This is a genomic window from Lichenifustis flavocetrariae (assembly GCF_026130545.1).
GTDB lineage: Bacteria > Pseudomonadota > Alphaproteobacteria > Rhizobiales > Beijerinckiaceae > Lichenihabitans > Lichenihabitans flavocetrariae.
On sequence record NZ_JAMOIM010000014.1, the window covers coordinates 62,671 to 77,604 of the forward strand.

14 protein-coding genes are annotated in these 14,934 nt (G+C 65.3%); 13 read left to right on the forward strand and 1 reads right to left on the reverse strand.

From position 1 onward, the window contains the following. Window positions 1-231 precede the first annotated feature (231 nt). Both M8523_RS19725 and xylA read left to right on the forward strand, forming a co-directional pair. The gene (locus M8523_RS19725) at window positions 232-1,302 is read left to right on the forward strand and encodes a LacI family DNA-binding transcriptional regulator (RefSeq protein ID WP_428350898.1); all 1,071 of its coding nucleotides are present in this window, start codon (window positions 232-234) and stop codon (window positions 1,300-1,302) included. Next, the gene (gene xylA / locus M8523_RS19730) at window positions 1,299-2,597 is read left to right on the forward strand and encodes a xylose isomerase (protein ID WP_282586617.1); all 1,299 of its coding nucleotides are present in this window, start codon (window positions 1,299-1,301) and stop codon (window positions 2,595-2,597) included. Before M8523_RS19725 ends, xylA begins: the two co-directional genes overlap by 4 nt. A 158-nt stretch (window positions 2,598-2,755) precedes the next feature. On the opposite strand, the gene M8523_RS19735 is transcribed toward xylA, so the two are convergent. Beyond that, on the reverse strand, window positions 2,756-3,787 hold the full coding sequence (locus M8523_RS19735; RefSeq protein ID WP_282586618.1) for an aldo/keto reductase: 1,032 nt from the start codon (window positions 3,785-3,787) through the stop codon (window positions 2,756-2,758). A gap of 471 nt (window positions 3,788-4,258) precedes the next feature. On the opposite strand from M8523_RS19735, the gene M8523_RS19740 reads away from it, so the two are divergent. From M8523_RS19740 to M8523_RS19790, 11 genes are all read left to right on the forward strand, one after another. Then, the gene (locus M8523_RS19740) at window positions 4,259-4,882 is read left to right on the forward strand and encodes a (2Fe-2S)-binding protein (protein WP_428350901.1); all 624 of its coding nucleotides are present in this window, start codon (window positions 4,259-4,261) and stop codon (window positions 4,880-4,882) included. 4 nt (window positions 4,883-4,886) lie between these two features. Beyond that, entirely contained in the window at window positions 4,887-5,909 is a 1,023-nt protein-coding gene (locus tag M8523_RS19745; protein ID WP_282586619.1) for an FAD binding domain-containing protein, read from the forward strand. A 2-nt stretch (window positions 5,910-5,911) separates the two neighbouring features. Then, window positions 5,912-8,140 (forward strand): xanthine dehydrogenase family protein molybdopterin-binding subunit, encoded by a 2,229-nt coding sequence (locus tag M8523_RS19750; protein ID WP_282586620.1) that lies wholly within the window; start codon window positions 5,912-5,914, stop codon window positions 8,138-8,140. A gap of 161 nt (window positions 8,141-8,301) precedes the next feature. Next, window positions 8,302-9,273, forward strand: coding sequence for an agmatinase (gene speB, locus M8523_RS19755; RefSeq protein WP_282586621.1), 972 nt, complete (start codon window positions 8,302-8,304; stop codon window positions 9,271-9,273). Window positions 9,274-9,458: 185 nt separating this feature from the next. After that, window positions 9,459-11,105 (forward strand): glucose-6-phosphate isomerase, encoded by a 1,647-nt coding sequence (gene pgi, locus M8523_RS19760; protein ID WP_282586622.1) that lies wholly within the window; start codon window positions 9,459-9,461, stop codon window positions 11,103-11,105. A gap of 70 nt (window positions 11,106-11,175) precedes the next feature. Continuing rightward, complete coding sequence (locus tag M8523_RS19765; RefSeq protein ID WP_282586623.1) at window positions 11,176-11,535, forward strand: UCP034077 family protein; 360 nt, start codon at window positions 11,176-11,178, stop codon at window positions 11,533-11,535. A 109-nt stretch (window positions 11,536-11,644) separates the two neighbouring features. Further along, on the forward strand, window positions 11,645-12,016 hold the full coding sequence (locus M8523_RS19770) for a YciI family protein (RefSeq protein WP_282586624.1): 372 nt from the start codon (window positions 11,645-11,647) through the stop codon (window positions 12,014-12,016). Then, window positions 12,013-13,266, forward strand: coding sequence for an RNA polymerase sigma factor (locus tag M8523_RS19775; protein ID WP_282586625.1), 1,254 nt, complete (start codon window positions 12,013-12,015; stop codon window positions 13,264-13,266). The genes M8523_RS19770 and M8523_RS19775 overlap by 4 nt, the downstream gene beginning before the upstream one ends. A 67-nt stretch (window positions 13,267-13,333) precedes the next feature. Then, window positions 13,334-13,783: a VOC family protein gene (locus M8523_RS19780; protein WP_428350941.1), complete on the forward strand. Its 450-nt coding sequence runs from the start codon at window positions 13,334-13,336 to the stop codon at window positions 13,781-13,783. A gap of 53 nt (window positions 13,784-13,836) precedes the next feature. Beyond that, window positions 13,837-14,388 carry a VOC family protein gene (locus tag M8523_RS19785; protein WP_345894269.1) on the forward strand — a complete coding sequence of 184 codons (552 nt, stop codon included), beginning with the start codon at window positions 13,837-13,839 and terminating at the stop codon, window positions 14,386-14,388. Window positions 14,389-14,451: 63 nt separating this feature from the next. Beyond that, complete coding sequence (locus M8523_RS19790) at window positions 14,452-14,931, forward strand: SRPBCC family protein (protein WP_428350905.1); 480 nt, start codon at window positions 14,452-14,454, stop codon at window positions 14,929-14,931. The last annotated feature ends 3 nt before the right edge of the window (window positions 14,932-14,934 follow it).

The following is a 14,934-nucleotide window of genomic DNA, read 5'->3' on the forward strand; positions in this document are numbered from 1 at the left end:
GTTTCCTTTTCCTTCCCCCGACGGCGCGGCGCGCCGCACATGCTGCCCTTCGCGTGCGAGACGCTGATGGAAGGCCAGCTTCACGCAAATCGCTAGCAGCATGAGGTACGTACCGCAACATAAATCATCATTTCGGCGCGGGATGAAAGCTTAGCATCATTATTGTGCATCGCCACATCACTTTAACGCAACGCACAAAACAAATTTGTACTTGCTCCGATGTTGTGATCGATGATTTACGTTCGTCAAACGGAGGACGCGGTTGTGGAGCCGGAGCGGCGGGTGACGGCGGGGGATGTGGCGGCGGCGGCCGGCGTAAGCCTCGCGACCGTTGACCGCGTCTTGAACCGACGGCCAGGCGTGCGCGAGGCGACCGTCCGGGCCGTGCAGGACGCTGTCGAGCGTCTCGGCTTCCGCAAGGACCTGTTCGCCGCCAACCTCGCCCGCAGCCGGCAATACCGGTTCCGCTTTCTGTTGCCACATCTGCCGCAAAACAGTTTCATGCAGTCCGTCCGGCGCGAAGTCGAACTAGCGGCCCTGCGCGGGCTCGACGAACGGATCACCGTGTCGAGCAACGACTACGCGGCCTTCGACCCGAAGGCGCTGGCGCAGCAGCTCGCGGCCTGCCGGCACGATGGCACCATGGGTGTCGCCGTTGTGGCCGTGGATGCGCCCGAGGTCCGCGACGCCATCGCGCGCGTCGCGGCCGACGACATCGCCGTGCTGACGCTGGTGTCGGACGTGACACCCTCGCGCCGCGCCCGCTTCATCGGGCCGGACAATATCGCGGCCGGCCGCGTGGGCGCCTCCCTGCTCGGCCGCTTCGCCGGGGGACGCCGTGGCCGTATCCTGACCGTCGCGGGGCGGATGACGCTGCGCGACCACGCCGAGCGCCGGCTCGGCTTCGCCCAGGTGATCGAGCGGGATTTCCCGGATCTCGGCCTCCTGCCTGTGGCCGAGGGGCTCGACGACGGGGCGGTGACGAAGCCGCTCGTCGCCGCGGCCCTGCGGGAGGTGCCCGACCTTATCGGCGTCTACAGCATGGGGGCCGGCAATCGCGGCATCGTGGCGGCGATCGAGGAAGCGGGTCGGGCGCGCGACGTGATCGCGATCGGCCACGAACTCACGCCGTTCATGCGCGAGGCGCTTCTGAGCGGCACTTTCGACGCCGCCATCAACCAGGACGCGTCCGATGAAGTGCGCCGGGCTGTCCGAACCCTGAAAGCCCTGGCCGATGGCCAGGCCGATTACCAGCCCGATCCCATCCGGATCGATATCTACATGAGGGACAACCTGCCATGACGCTGTTCTCCGACCTTCCCACCGTCCGCTACGAGGGTGAGGGCTCCACCAACCCGCTCGCCTACCGGTTCTACGATCCCGACAAGATCGTGCTCGGCAAGCCGCTGAAGGAGCACCTGCGGCTCACCGTGTGCTATTGGCACAGCTTCGTGATGAACGGCACGGATCCGTTCGGCGCCCCGACCATCATCCGTCCGTGGATGGGGGGCAACGACCCGATGGCGGCAGCCCGAGCCAAGGCCGACGCGGCCTTCGATCTGTTCCGCGTCCTCGACGTCCCGCTCTACTCGTTTCACGACCGCGACGTGGCTCCGGAAGGCGCGACCCTGGCCGAAACGCTGAAGAACACGCGCACGATGGGCGACTACCTGGCCGAGAAGCAGCAGGCGACAGGCCTCAAGCTCTTGTGGGGCACCGCCAATCTCTTCAGCCATCCGCGCTTCATGGCAGGCGCCGCCACCAACCCCGATCCGGACGTGTTCGCCTGGTCGGCCGCCACCGTGAAGACCGCGCTCGACGTCACGCACGCGCTTGGCGGCGCCAATTACGTGATGTGGGGCGGCCGCGAGGGCTACGAGACGTTGCTCAACACCGATCTCAAGCGTGAGCTCGATCAGATGGGGCGCTTCCTGTCGCTCGTCGTCGACTACAAGCACAAAATCGGCTTTTCGGGCCCGATCCTGATCGAGCCGAAGCCGAAAGAGCCGACCAAGCACCAGTACGATTTCGACGCCGCGACTGTTTATGGCTTCCTCAAGCATTTCGGGCTCGAGAAGGACGTTAAGCTCAACCTCGAAGAGAACCACGCCCTCCTGGCCGGCCACACCTTCGAGCACGAGATCGCCGTGGCACAGGCCTTCGGGATCCTGGGCTCCCTCGACATCAACCGCGGCGACCCGCTGCTCGGCTGGGATACGGACCAGTTCCCCAACGACGTGCCGCAACTCACTCTGGCACTCTATGAAGTCATCAAGGGGGGCGGTCTGACCACAGGCGGCCTCAACTTCGACGCCAAGATCCGCCGCCAATCGATCGAGCCCGACGATCTGGTGCATGCCCATGTGGGCGGAATCGACGTCTGCGCGAAAGCCTTCCTGCAAGCCGCGAAGCTCTTCGAGGAGGGTCGGCTCACCGCGCAAATGCGCGAGCGTTACGCGGGATGGGACAAGCCCGACCATGCCGCGAGCGGAGCGACACTGGAAGACATCGCCGCGGCCGCCGAGAGCCGTGCCGTGTCGCCACGGCCGCGATCCGGCCGCCAGGAGATGCTGGAGAACGTCGTCAGCCGGCTGTAACCCCCAGCGGCAGAAGACGTGATCGCCCATCGCCCGAAGCGAAGGCGATCACGCTCGAAATCGCGGCAGTTCAGTCCGAGGCTGGTTCAAGCTCAGACCATGCCTCGGACAACTGACGTGACGGCCTCGTGGGGGAAGGTCGGACCCCAGCCTCGGGTCTACCAGTGTGTCGGCTTGGGATTGCGCTCGTCGAAACCCATCTGGTGCCAGTAGGGATAGGCGGGCAGGCGTCGGCTCGCCTTGTCGAGCCGCGCGATCTGCTCCTCCTTCAGCATCCAGCCGACCGCCCCGAGGTTGGCCCGAAGCTGCGCCTCGTCGCGTGCGCCCACGACCACGTTCGCCACGGTGGGCCGGGTCAGCAGCCAATTGAGCGCGACCTGCGGGATCGTCTTGCCGGTCTCTCCGGCGAGCTCCTCGAGCGCATCGACGACGGTGTAGAGGTACTCGTCATCGACCTCGGGTCCGCCGGCCGCGCCGCCGGACGCGATGCGGCCACCCTGGATCGGCTGACCGCGTTTGATCTTGCCGGTGAGGCGTCCCCAGCCGAGGGGGCTCCACACCATCAGGCCCACCCCCTGGTCGAGCCCGAGCGGCATCAGCTCCCATTCATAATCGCGACCGACCAGCGAGTAATAGCCCTGGTATGCGACATAGCGGGCCAGTCCGTATTTCTCGGAGGTCGCAAGCGCCTTCATCAGGTGCCATCCCGAGAAGTTGGAGGCGCCGATGTAGCCGATCTTGCCGGCACTCACGAGATCGTCGAGCGCGCGCAGCGTCTCGTCGACGGGGGTCGTCGCGTCGAATCCGTGCATGAAGTAGAGGTCGATGTGATCCGTGCCGAGCCGCTTCAGGCTCGCTTCGCAGGAGCGGATCAGATGGTAGCGGGAGGAGCCGACGTCGTTGGCATCCTGCCCGCTGCGGAAGGTCGACTTGGTGGAGATGAGCGCGCGGTCTCGCTTGCCCTTCAGGGCCGCGCCGAGGATCTCCTCCGATGCGCCTTCGGAGTAGACATCGGCGGTGTCGAAGAGGCTGACACCGGCGTCGAGGCAGATGTCCACCAGCCTGGTCGCCTCGTCGATATCGGTCCGGCCCCAGCGCTCAAAAAACTCATTGCTGCCGCCGAACGTCCCCGTGCCGAAGCTGAGCACCGGCACCTTGAGGCCGGAACGTCCGAGTTGCCGATGTTCCATGAAAACTCCTTGCATTGATCTCGCGTGCCGCTGCCGCGAAGTCTCAGTCAGCCGGCTCAGCCGATCACCAGCTCCGCGCATTGTAGGGGCGCTACCTGACTCATTAAAGAGCGCCGGCTGAACGTCGTCGGATGCTAACGACGGGACGAGACGAAAGCTCCACGTCCGAACAACCCGCGTCCATCGCGATGGCATTGCGGATTGCCGCCCCATCGAGAAGCGGCCGGATGTTGCAGCGGAACCGATGCTTTTGGCCGCCCGTATAGAAGCAGGTGTGGTGCAGCCTGTTGCCCCTCGGATCATGTGACGCCGGCACCTTCGGAACTGCGCCCTTTTGTATCAGTCCCGGTTGGCTGCCTTGTAATGGCTCCAAACAGGGGAAGCTAATAGGGCGTCGGCGGGCGAGATGCGCTGCGCCGCCAACGGACCACGATCCGTTCACGTGTTCTGAGGCAACTTGCGGAGGCAGCCTTGCCGAAAGACAGAGACGATACACGCCCGGACTCCGTCAGCAGGCGGCGCTTCCTCGGCGCGACAGCCTCGACCGCGGCCCTGCCGCTGATGGGTGCGGCGGCTGCAAGCCAGGCATCTGCCCAAGCCCTGCCCCCACCCGACCCGCAGGCTCCGCTCGACATGCGCCTCACGGTGAACGGCGAGGCCTACCGGCTCGGCCTCGATGTACGCACCACGCTGCTCGATGCGATGCGGGATCATATCGGACTTACCGGATCCAAGAAGGGCTGCGACCACGGTCAGTGCGGGGCCTGCACTGTCCTGGTCGATGGGCGCCGGACCCTGGCCTGCCTCACGCTCGCGGTTGCGGTGCAGGATCGGGCTGTCACGACCATCGAGGGGCTCGCGCGGGCCGATGGGCCGCTGCATCCGATGCAGCAGGCCTTCGTGGATCATGACGCCTTCCAGTGCGGATACTGCACGCCGGGCCAGATCATGTCCGCCATCGGCTGCGTCAAGGAAGGTCACGCCGACACCGACGACGCTATCCGCGAATATATGAGCGGCAACATCTGCCGCTGTGCGGCCTATCCCAATATCGTCGCGGCCGTGCGCCAGGCCAAGACCCAGATGGAGGGCTGAGCCGATGCGTCCCTTCCTGTACGACCGCGCCGCCTCGACAGAAAGTGCTCCGCGCGCCTTCGACGGGCTCAAGGAAGCCTCCTTGATCCAGGGCCGCGCTCCCGCTGAATACCTGGCCGGCGGCACGACCCTGCTCGACCTGATGAAGCTCGACGTGATGCAACCGGCCCGGGTCGTGGACATCACCCCTCTCGAGCCTCAGCACGGCAGCATCGCCATCTCGGATGCGGGTCTGAGGCTCGGCGCCCTGGTCAAGATGTCGACCGCGGCCGACCATCCCGCGGTCATAAAAACCTATCCGGTTCTGGCACAGAGCCTGACGCTGGCGGCGAGCGCCCAGCTTCGCAACATGGCGACGCTCGGCGGCAACCTGTTGCAGCGGACGCGGTGCAACTACTTCCGCGACACCTCGTGGTCGGCCTGCAACAAGCGCAATCCGGGATCGGGCTGCGCGGCTCTCGACGGGCTCAACCGGCAGCACGCGATCCTGGGCGCCAGCCAGGACTGCATCGCCACTTATCCCGGCGACTTCGCCCAGGCCTTGATGGCGCTCGACGCCACGCTCGACATCGCAGGACCGTCAGGGTCACGTACCATCCCGATCGCGACCTTGCACAAGCCTCCGGGCTCGACCCCCCATATCGAGACGACCCTGGCACCGGGCGAGTTGATCACCGCGCTGTCGATACCGGCGGGCCCCTGGACGCGCCGGTCGCTCTATTTGAAGATCCGCGATCGACAATCGTATGAATTCGCGCTCGCCTCAGCCGCCATCGCGCTTCATCTCGATGGGGATACCGTCAAGGATGTCCGGATCGCACTGGGAGGTGTCGCTTCGGTGCCCTGGCGGGCACGGGACGCGGAAGCCTCGCTGATCGGAAAGCCGCTGAACGAGGCCACGGCGACCGCGGCTGCCCGCATGGCCTTCGTGGGCTCGGCCCCGCGCACCCACAATGCCTACAAGGTGACGCTCGGCCAGAAAACCGTGGTGCGCGCGCTGCTGCAAGCCGCAACGCTGGAGGGTTGATCATGGTCGACGCAGCCGCACCTGCCCCCAAGGCCAATATGGGGGACCCCGTTCCGCGTTATGACGCCCGCGCCAAGGTCACGGGCTCGGCCCTGTACGCCTCCGACGTCGCCTTGCCGGATGTCGCTTATGCGTTCCTGCTCAGCAGCGCCATCGCCAAGGGCCGCATCAAATCGTTCGACCTTAGAGAGGCCCGTGCGTTGCCGGGCGTTCTCGACATCCTGACCCATGAGAACATCGGCGAGGCGATCCGGAAGGTGAAGTTCTTCACCGAAGGCGGTCCCGCTTCGAACAGCATTTTGCCGCTCGGCTCCGCCGAGATCGCCTACGGTGGTCAGACCATCGCGGTCGTACTGGCCAACACCTACGAGGTGGCCCGCGATGCCGCGCATCGCGTCAAGGTGGACTACGAGGTCGATCGACCCACCGCAACCTTCGAGTCACCGGGCGCCGTCGACCAGGAGCTGGCAACGCAGAACAAGAAGCACGACGACCCGAAGGTCGGGGACTTCGCGGCCGCCTATGCGACTGCGCCTGTGAAAATCGATGTCGCCTATTCGACACCGGCCCAGCATCACAATCCAATCGAACTCTTCGCGACCCAATGCGGCTGGAATGGGAGCCAGCTGACCGTTCACGAGCCGAGCCAGAACGTCTACGGCCTCAAGAACGGCCTGGCGACCCAACTCGGCATCGAGCCGAGCCAGGTGCGGGTGGTCAGTCCGTTCATCGGCGGGGCTTTCGGCTCCAAGGGCGCCCTGACTCAGCGCACCGCGCTCGTCGCCATCGCTGCACGCAAGCTGGGCCGCCCGGTCAAACTCGTGCCGACGCGTGAGCAGGGATTTACTGTCGCCACCTACCGGGCCGAAACCAAGCACCGCATCAAGCTCGGCGCGACGCGGGACGGCAAGCTCCAGGCCCTCAGCCACGACGGGTTCGAAGTCACCTCCCGACCCGACCCCTATGCGGTGGCCGGCACGGATGCGTCGACACGCATGTACGCCTGCCCCAACATCACCAGCAACGTGACGATCGTGCGCGCCGACCGCTCGACACCCGGCTTCATGCGGGCGCCCGCCGAGACGCCCTATTTTTTCGCGCTGGAAAGCGCGATGGACGAACTCGCGGTCGCGCTGGCGATGGACCCGGTCGAGCTGCGCCGCCTCAACGACACGATGAAGGAGCCCATCAAGAGCCTTCCGTACACCAGCCGCACGTTGATGCCCTGCTTCGACCAGGCCTCGGAGGCATTCGGCTGGTCCAAGCGCAACCCGCAACCCGGCTCCATGCGCGACGGCGACTGGTTGATCGGTTGGGGTTGCGCGACCTCGGCCTATCCGACCCAGATGGCGCCCGCGACCGCTCGGGTCAGCCTGTTTCCGGACGGCACCGCGCGCGTCGAGGCGGCCAGCCATGAGATCGGCAACGGCATCTACACCGTCGCCGGCCAGACGGCTGCCGAGCGGCTTGGCGTGCCAGTCGGCAAGGTGCAGGTGCTCATGGGCGACACGGACCTGCCGCCCGCCCCGGTGTCGGGCGGCTCGATCTCGACCGCCAGCGTCTGCTCGGCCGTGGCACAGGCCTGCGACGCCATCCGGGCCAAGCTCGGCGACAATGGTACGGGTGCGGTTCCCACGGTCGACCTCGTCGCGACCTTGAAGGAGCGGGGTCTCGGCTCGGTCCAGGAATATGCCGAATGGATGCCGCACGGCGCCGCGAAGGGCGGCATGCAGATGCTCTACAAGGGCGCCGCCCAGCCCATCGGCGGCGCCAAACTGCCCGACCGCATCCAATTTGCCTTCGGGGCGCAGTTCGTCGAGGTGCGGGTGCATGCGCGCACCCGTGAGATCCGCGTTCCCCGCATCGTCGGCGCCTTCGCGTCCGGCCGCATCATGAACACCCGCACGGCGCACAGCCAGTACATGGGCGGCATGATCTGGGGGATCGGCTCGGCCCTGCACGAGAAAACCGAGATCGACGCCAATGCCGCACGCTACGTGAACACCAACCTTGCGGATTACCTCGTGCCGGTGAACGCCGATGTGGTCGATGTGCAAGTCATCATGGTGCCCGAGGAGGACACGCTGGTAAACCCGCTCGGCATCAAGGGGATCGGCGAGATCGGCATCGTGGGCACCTCGGCCGCCATCGCCAACGCGATCTACCACGCGACGGGGCAGCGTTTGAGGGATCTGCCGCTTCGCATCGATTCACTGGTGGAGGCCGCCTGACCGCTCGGGGCCTTTAGGTCGGCTGCGGCATCGCGCTCGAACATGAGAATGTGCTAGAGACATCAATGATGCTCTCGTTGCGGTTGGATCGTCCGGCTTGAGGCGGTGCTCAACGATGGCCCTGTGAACATCGCACGGGCCGTGCGCGACGAGTTCGACCCATGACCGACGCTCAATCAGGACACCACCAGCCGGTCGATGGCGCACAGGTGCCGCGCTATGCCGGCGTGGCGACCTTCATGCGCCTGCCCTTCGTGCCCTCGGCGCAGGGGCTCGACATCGCTCTCTACGGCATCCCCTGGGATGGCGGCACCACCAACCGCGCCGGCGCCCGCCATGGCCCGCGCGAGGTCCGCAATCAGTCGAGCCTGATGCGGCGCGTGCACCATGTGTCCAAGATCGAACCCTTCAACCTCGCCAATATCGCCGATGTCGGCGACCTGTCGGTCAATCCCATCGACCTGCAAGACGGTCTCGCCCGGATCGAAGCCGGCATTGCTGAGATCGTCGCGGCGGGAGCAATTCCGCTCGGTATCGGCGGCGACCACCTGACGACGTTGCCGGCGCTGCGGGCCGTCGCCAAACACCGGCCGGTCGGCCTCATCCACTTCGATGCCCATTCGGACACCAACGACACCTATTTCGGAGACAACCGCTACACCCACGGCACGCCCTTTCGCCGCGCCATCGAGGAGGGCCTGCTCGATCCCAAACGGACGATTCAGATCGGTATCCGGGGTTCGATCTACGATCCCGGCGAGCATGACTGGGCGCGCGCCCAGGGCATCCGGGTTCTCTACATGGAGGAATTCGTCGCCCGCTCAGCCACGGACGTGATGGCCGAGGCGCGGCGGATCGTCGGTGATGGCCCGACCTATGTGAGCTTCGACATCGACTGCATCGATCCATCCATGGCGCCGGGCACCGGCACCCCCGAGATCGGTGGCTTCACGACACGCGAGGCCCAGGCCATGGTGCGCCTGCTGGAGGGCGTCGACATCGTGGGCGCCGACGTCGTCGAGGTGGCGCCCCCTTTCGACATCGGCGGCCTAACGGCGCTGACCGGGGCCACCATGGCGTTCGAACTGCTCTGCGTCATCGCGCACGGGTTGGCTCGGTCACGACAAGCCTGACAGAGCACCTCGCCACACATGCGCCGCGAAGGACGGCAGGGCGGCGGCGGCGGAAACTTTGACGCGGCCGCTGCGCATAGCTGAGCAAGATCGATTGAACAGACCGTCGGGCTGGTCCCTTTCTCCCACCGCGCCCTATGCTATGGACATCGACAGGCCATACGGCTTCTGAGCGAGGTGTTCACATGACCGGATCCCAAAACGGCGCAGCCCTTTCGGAATTGAAGAAAGTGCTTGAAGGCCAAGAACCCGTTTCCATAAAGGCGGCCTTTGCGAGCGATCCAGGCCGTTTCGCCAAATATCACGTTCAACTCGACGACCTCTTGTTCGACTTCTCGAAGCACCGGATCGACGATGCGCTGCTCGGCAAGCTCGTGCAGCTCGCACGGGACAGCGAGGTCGAGGCAAAGCGGGACAAGATGTTCTCCGGCGCGGCCTACAACACCACCGAGCATCGGCCGGCGCTGCATACGGCGCTGCGCAATTTCTCCGGCGAGCCCATTATGGTCGACGGTGAAGACGTCATGCCGGACGTGATCGCCACGCGCGAGAAGGTGGCGGCCTTCGCCACGGGCATCCGCGACGGCTCGATCCCGGGCGCAACCGGCAAGACCATTACGGATGTGGTGAATATCGGCATTGGTGGATCGGATCTTGGGCCCGCCATGGCGGCCCGCGCGCTCACGCCCTTCTCCAGCCCACGCCTGCGCACGCATTTCGTATCGAACGTCGACGGCGCCGATCTCGGCGACACGGTGGCGGCGCTCGACCCGGCGACGACGCTCTTCATCATCTCCTCGAAGACCTTCACGACGCTGGAAACCATGACCAACGCGCAAAGCGCGCGCGACTGGATCGTGGCGGGCCTTGGCGAAGAGGCGGTGAAACATCATTTCGCGGCCGTCTCGACCAAACTCGATCTCGTGGCGAAATTCGGCATCGGCAGCGAACGGGTGTTCGGCTTCAAGGATTGGGTGGGCGGCCGTTATTCCATGTGGTCGAGCATCGGGCTGGCCTTGGTCATCGCCATCGGGCCCGCGCAGTTCGAGCAATTCCTGCGCGGTGGTTTCGAGATCGACACGCATTTCCGGCAGGCGCCGATCGAGGCGAACATCCCCATGCTGATGGGGCTGCTCGGGGTGCTCTATCGCGACATCCAGGGTGTCTCGACCCAGGCCGTCATTCCCTATGACCAGCGGCTCGGGCGCTTTCCCGCCTATCTCCAGCAGCTCGATATGGAGAGCAATGGCAAGAGCGTGCATCTGGACGGCTCACACGTCACCGCGCAGACAGGCCCGATCGTGTGGGGCGAGCCCGGCACCAACGGCCAGCACGCCTTCTTCCAGCTGATCCACCAGGGCACCGAGATCGTGCCGGTGGATTTCCTCGTGGCGGCGGAGCCGACGCAGGCCGACGCTCATCACCACGACCTGCTGCTGGCCAATTGCTTCGCCCAGAGCCAGGCCCTCATGCAAGGCCGCGACATCGGCGAGGTCGCGGCGCAACTCGAGAAGGGCGGCATGGCGCCGGACGAGGTGAAACGTCTCGCCCCCCACAAGGTGTTCTCCGGCGACAGGCCTTCCTCGACCTTCCTGTACCGCCGCCTCGACCCACGCACGCTCGGCCGGCTGATCGCGCTCTATGAGCACCGCGTCTTCACAATGGCGGCGATCTGGGACACGAACCCATTCGATCAATGGGGTGTCGAACTCGGCAAGGAACTGGCCAGCAAGCTCGTGCCGATCGTCAGCGATGCAGGAGCCGCGACGGATGGGCTCGACAGTTCCACGGCCGGCCTGGTGGCGCATCGTCGTTCGGTGGCGTCGAAATAAAGCGACCACGACCCGGTCTCGTCGCACACTCAAGGCCGGGCCTCATGGAGAAGAGACAGGCGGCATCGCGATGGTGAGATTCCTTGCTGTGATCGCCTTCACGCTGACCGCCGGGGGAGCGCCCGTCTCGACACTGAAGGACCTCGGTTCGGCCTTCGCATCCTGTACCCGGACACAGGACTATCCGGCCGGATCTGAGATCACGATCCGGCTCAGCCTGAACAGCCGTGGCGCGATCCTGGGCAAGCCCATGATCACCTATTCACGGCTGATCGGCTCGATGAGCGATCGCAGAGCGTTTGTCGCCGACGTTCTCGACGCGCTTCGACGCTGCACCCCGGTCAACGTGACCTCGGAATTGGGCCGGGCCATCGCGGGACGGCCTCTGTCCATTCACGTGGTGGGCGGCGCGCACGGTTTGGAGATCTGAACTTTCGCCGATGGCCCCTCGCTGTGTCCGAGGCCGGTGCCCAAATCTTTTGCCAATCCCTGTCGGCTCCGCCCATAGTCCCTCGTCCTTAGACGAGGAAGGAGCCGCCATGCACTACGCCATCCTCTGCTACAATGACGAAGACGTCGTCTATTCCTGGACCAAGGAGGAGGACGATGCGGTCATGGCGCGGCTCGGGACCGTACACGAGAGGCTCAAGACCGCCGGTAGACTTGGCCCGGCCGCGCGGCTGCTGCCCACGACCGCCGCGACGACGCTGCGGAAGGCGACCGAGCCCTTCGTGATCGACGGTCCTTTCGCCGAGACCAAGGAGCAGTTGCTCGGTTTCTACATCGTCGACGTCGAAAGTCTCGATGAAGCGCTCGCCATCGCGCGCGATCTGGCGGCCGCCAATCCGGGCGGCGCCTACGAGCTCCGGCCTGTGTCGCTCTATCTGCCCGACCCGCGGACGGACCCGTGACCGAGGCGGCTTGGATCGCCGGGGCACTCACGGCGGCCCGCCCCCAGGTGATCGGCGCCCTGCTCCGCTATTTCCGTGATCTCGACACGGCCGAGGAAGCCTTCCAGGAGGCCTGCCTGCGGGCGCTCAAGCATTGGCCGGAAAACGGACCGCCGCGCGATCCCGCCGCCTGGCTCATTCTGGTCGGCCGCAATGCCGCGCTCGATGGCGTGCGACGGCAGGCCAGGCATACGGCGCTGCCACCCGACGAGATGATCTCCGACCTCGACGACAGCGAGGTTCCACTCGTTGAACGGCTCGATGGCGCGCATTACCGCGACGATGTCCTGCGCCTCTTGTTCATCTGCTGCCATCCGGATCTGCCGCACACCCAGCAGATCGCGCTCGCGCTGCGCATTGTCTCGGGACTGACAGTCGCGCAGATCGCCCGCGCTTTCCTGATCGGCGACGCCGCCATGGAGCAGCGCATCACCCGCGCCAAGGCCAGGGTCGCTAAGGCCGAGGTGCCATTTGAGGCTCCCGGTGCCATCGAGCGCGCGGAACGCCTCGCCGCCGTCGCGGCCATGATCTATCTCGTGTTCAACGAAGGGTATTCTGCAGGCGACGCCGTGATGCGCGCTCACCTTTGTGGTGAGGCGATCCGGCTCGGGCGCCTGCTCCTGCGGCTGTTCCCGGCAGAGCCGGAGATCATGGGACTGACAGCGCTCATGCTGCTGCAGCACGCTCGTTCCCCCGCCCGCTTCGACCCCGATGGCGCCATCATCCTGCTCGACGACCAGAATCGCCGGCTGTGGGATGTCCAGCGCATCGCCGAGGGCTTGGCGCTGATCGACAAGGCAATGCGCCATCGCCGTCCCGGCGCCTACCAGATTCAGGCGGCACTCGCCGCGACCCACGCCCGCGCGGCACGGGCCGAGGACACCGACTGGGCCCAAATGGACGCGCTCTATGCGGCCCTCGAACGCCTGCAGCCCTCGCCCGTGGTGACGCTCAATAGGGCGGTCGCGGTGCATAAACTGTCGGGCGCGGCGGCGGCCTTAGCTCTCATCGCTCCATTGGAGCCGCGGCTTTCGGCCTACTTCCATTTCTTTGGCGCCAAGGGTGCCTTCCTGCGAGAACTCGGCCGCATGGCCGAGGCGCAGGTGGCTTTCGATCGTGCCATCGCGCTCGCCCGCTCTCCGGCCGAGGCGTCCCATATCCGCCAGCATCTCGACCGTCTGACGCAGGACAGCGTTCCGGCGCCGCCCTAAAAAAAATTCCGCATGCCTTGTCGGCTCACGATCAACCGTCGCGTCCTTGGCATAGGATCGGCCGATGATGGCCAGCCTAGCCGAGGAGGACAGCATGACAGACACGACCCAACCCGCCGCCATCGAGACAAAGGGCGGCGTCATCGCCTATCTCAGCCTTGATGGGGCGCTCGCAGCCGCAGAATTCTACAAAAAGGCATTCGGGGCCGAAGTCGCGATGGCCATGCCGGCCGACGAGAAGGGGCGGACAATGCATGTCCATCTCCATATCAACGGCAGCTCGGTGATGTTGGGCGACTGTTTTCCCGAACACGGCCACGGCTATGTTCCGGCCCAAGGCTTCAACCTGCTGCTTCCGGTCAAGGACATCGAGGCCTCGTGGCAACGCGCCGTCGATGCGGGTGCGACCGTCGTGATGCCGCTCACCGATATGTTCTGGGGCGACCGCTACGGCCAATTGCGTGACCCCTTCGGTGTCACCTGGGCCATGAATGCGCCGATCACGCGCGGCGCCTGAGATCAATTTCCGCTTCGCCAGCTTGAAGCTCTCGCGGCCATGTGTCCGCGCGGATGGCGAAGGTCGAGCCGGACAATCGACCGAGTCGCCAGGAGCTGGGAACGCCTCACGGGGAGGATATCGTGGAGACGATCAGGCCGTTTTTGTGGTTCGACGGTAAAGCCCAGGAGGCCGTCGACTTTTATGTGTCGATTTTTCCTGGCAGCAAGATCCTTGAAACCGTTTCGGGACCGGAAGGGTCGGTCGTTGGGCTGACGTTCCAGTTGCTCGACCGCACGTTCATGGCGCTGAACGGAGGGCCGCATTTCACATTCACGCCGGCCATTTCGATGTTCGTGCCCTGCCAGACACAGGACGAAATCGATACGCTCTGGGTCAAGCTCACTGAGGGCGGCACCGCGCAGCAATGCGGCTGGTTGACCGATCGCTACGGTGTGTCATGGCAGATCGTCCCCACGATTTTGGGCGACCTCCTCAAGGACCAGGATCGCCAGCGGGCAAACCGGGTCTTCAAGGCGATGATGGCCATGCGTAAGCTGGATATCGCTTTATTGCAGAACGCCCATGGGCAGGATGAAGCTGTGTTTTCGCAGGACGGCGGATAATCCCAGGCCGCGCAAACTGGCGCTTGGCACGCTGTTTCCTTTTCGCCCCAACCGGAGTTGCTCATGTCGACAGAAGAACCGACCCTTAACCGCGACCTCGTCCTCACCCGATTGATCGACGCGCCGCGTGCCAAATTGTTTCACGCCTGGACCGATCCTGCGTTGCTGAAACAATGGTTTGCCCCGAAACCCTATATGACGGTCGAAGCCGAGCTCGATGTGCGGGCGGGGGGATCAAGCCGCATCGTCATGCGAAGCCCGGACGGACAGGATATGCCAATGCATGGCGTGTATCTTGAGGTCGAACCCGACGCGCGGCTCGTCTTTACCGATGCCTACGTCCGGGCCTGGGAACCGTCGCAAAAGCCCTTCATGACCGTCGTCCTGACCTTCGAGGACGAAGACGGCAAGACGCGCTACACGGCGCGCGTGCGGCACTGGACCAACGCCGACCGAGAGGCCCACGAGGCGATGGGATTTCACCAGGGCTGGGGCCAGTGCACGGATCAACTCGCCACGCTGGTCAGCGGAGGCGCGGTCTGATCC

Bases quoted from the DNA above. Each gene is read 5' to 3' on its own strand.
- M8523_RS19725 (WP_428350898.1), top strand. From the start codon at position 232: ATGATTTACGTTCGTCAAACGGAGGACGCGGTTGTGGAGCCGGAGCGG.
- xylA (WP_282586617.1), top strand. From the start codon at position 1,299: ATGACGCTGTTCTCCGACCTTCCCACCGTCCGCTACGAGGGTGAGGGC.
- M8523_RS19735 (WP_282586618.1), bottom strand. From the start codon at position 3,787: ATGGAACATCGGCAACTCGGACGTTCCGGCCTCAAGGTGCCGGTGCTC.
- M8523_RS19745 (WP_282586619.1), top strand. From the start codon at position 4,887: ATGCGTCCCTTCCTGTACGACCGCGCCGCCTCGACAGAAAGTGCTCCG.
- M8523_RS19750 (WP_282586620.1), top strand. From the start codon at position 5,912: ATGGTCGACGCAGCCGCACCTGCCCCCAAGGCCAATATGGGGGACCCC.
- speB (WP_282586621.1), top strand. From the start codon at position 8,302: ATGACCGACGCTCAATCAGGACACCACCAGCCGGTCGATGGCGCACAG.
- pgi (WP_282586622.1), top strand. From the start codon at position 9,459: ATGACCGGATCCCAAAACGGCGCAGCCCTTTCGGAATTGAAGAAAGTG.
- M8523_RS19765 (WP_282586623.1), top strand. From the start codon at position 11,176: ATGGTGAGATTCCTTGCTGTGATCGCCTTCACGCTGACCGCCGGGGGA.
- M8523_RS19770 (WP_282586624.1), top strand. From the start codon at position 11,645: ATGCACTACGCCATCCTCTGCTACAATGACGAAGACGTCGTCTATTCC.
- M8523_RS19780 (WP_428350941.1), top strand. From the start codon at position 13,334: ATGGCCAGCCTAGCCGAGGAGGACAGCATGACAGACACGACCCAACCC.
- M8523_RS19785 (WP_345894269.1), top strand. From the start codon at position 13,837: ATGGCGAAGGTCGAGCCGGACAATCGACCGAGTCGCCAGGAGCTGGGA.
- M8523_RS19790 (WP_428350905.1), top strand. From the start codon at position 14,452: ATGTCGACAGAAGAACCGACCCTTAACCGCGACCTCGTCCTCACCCGA.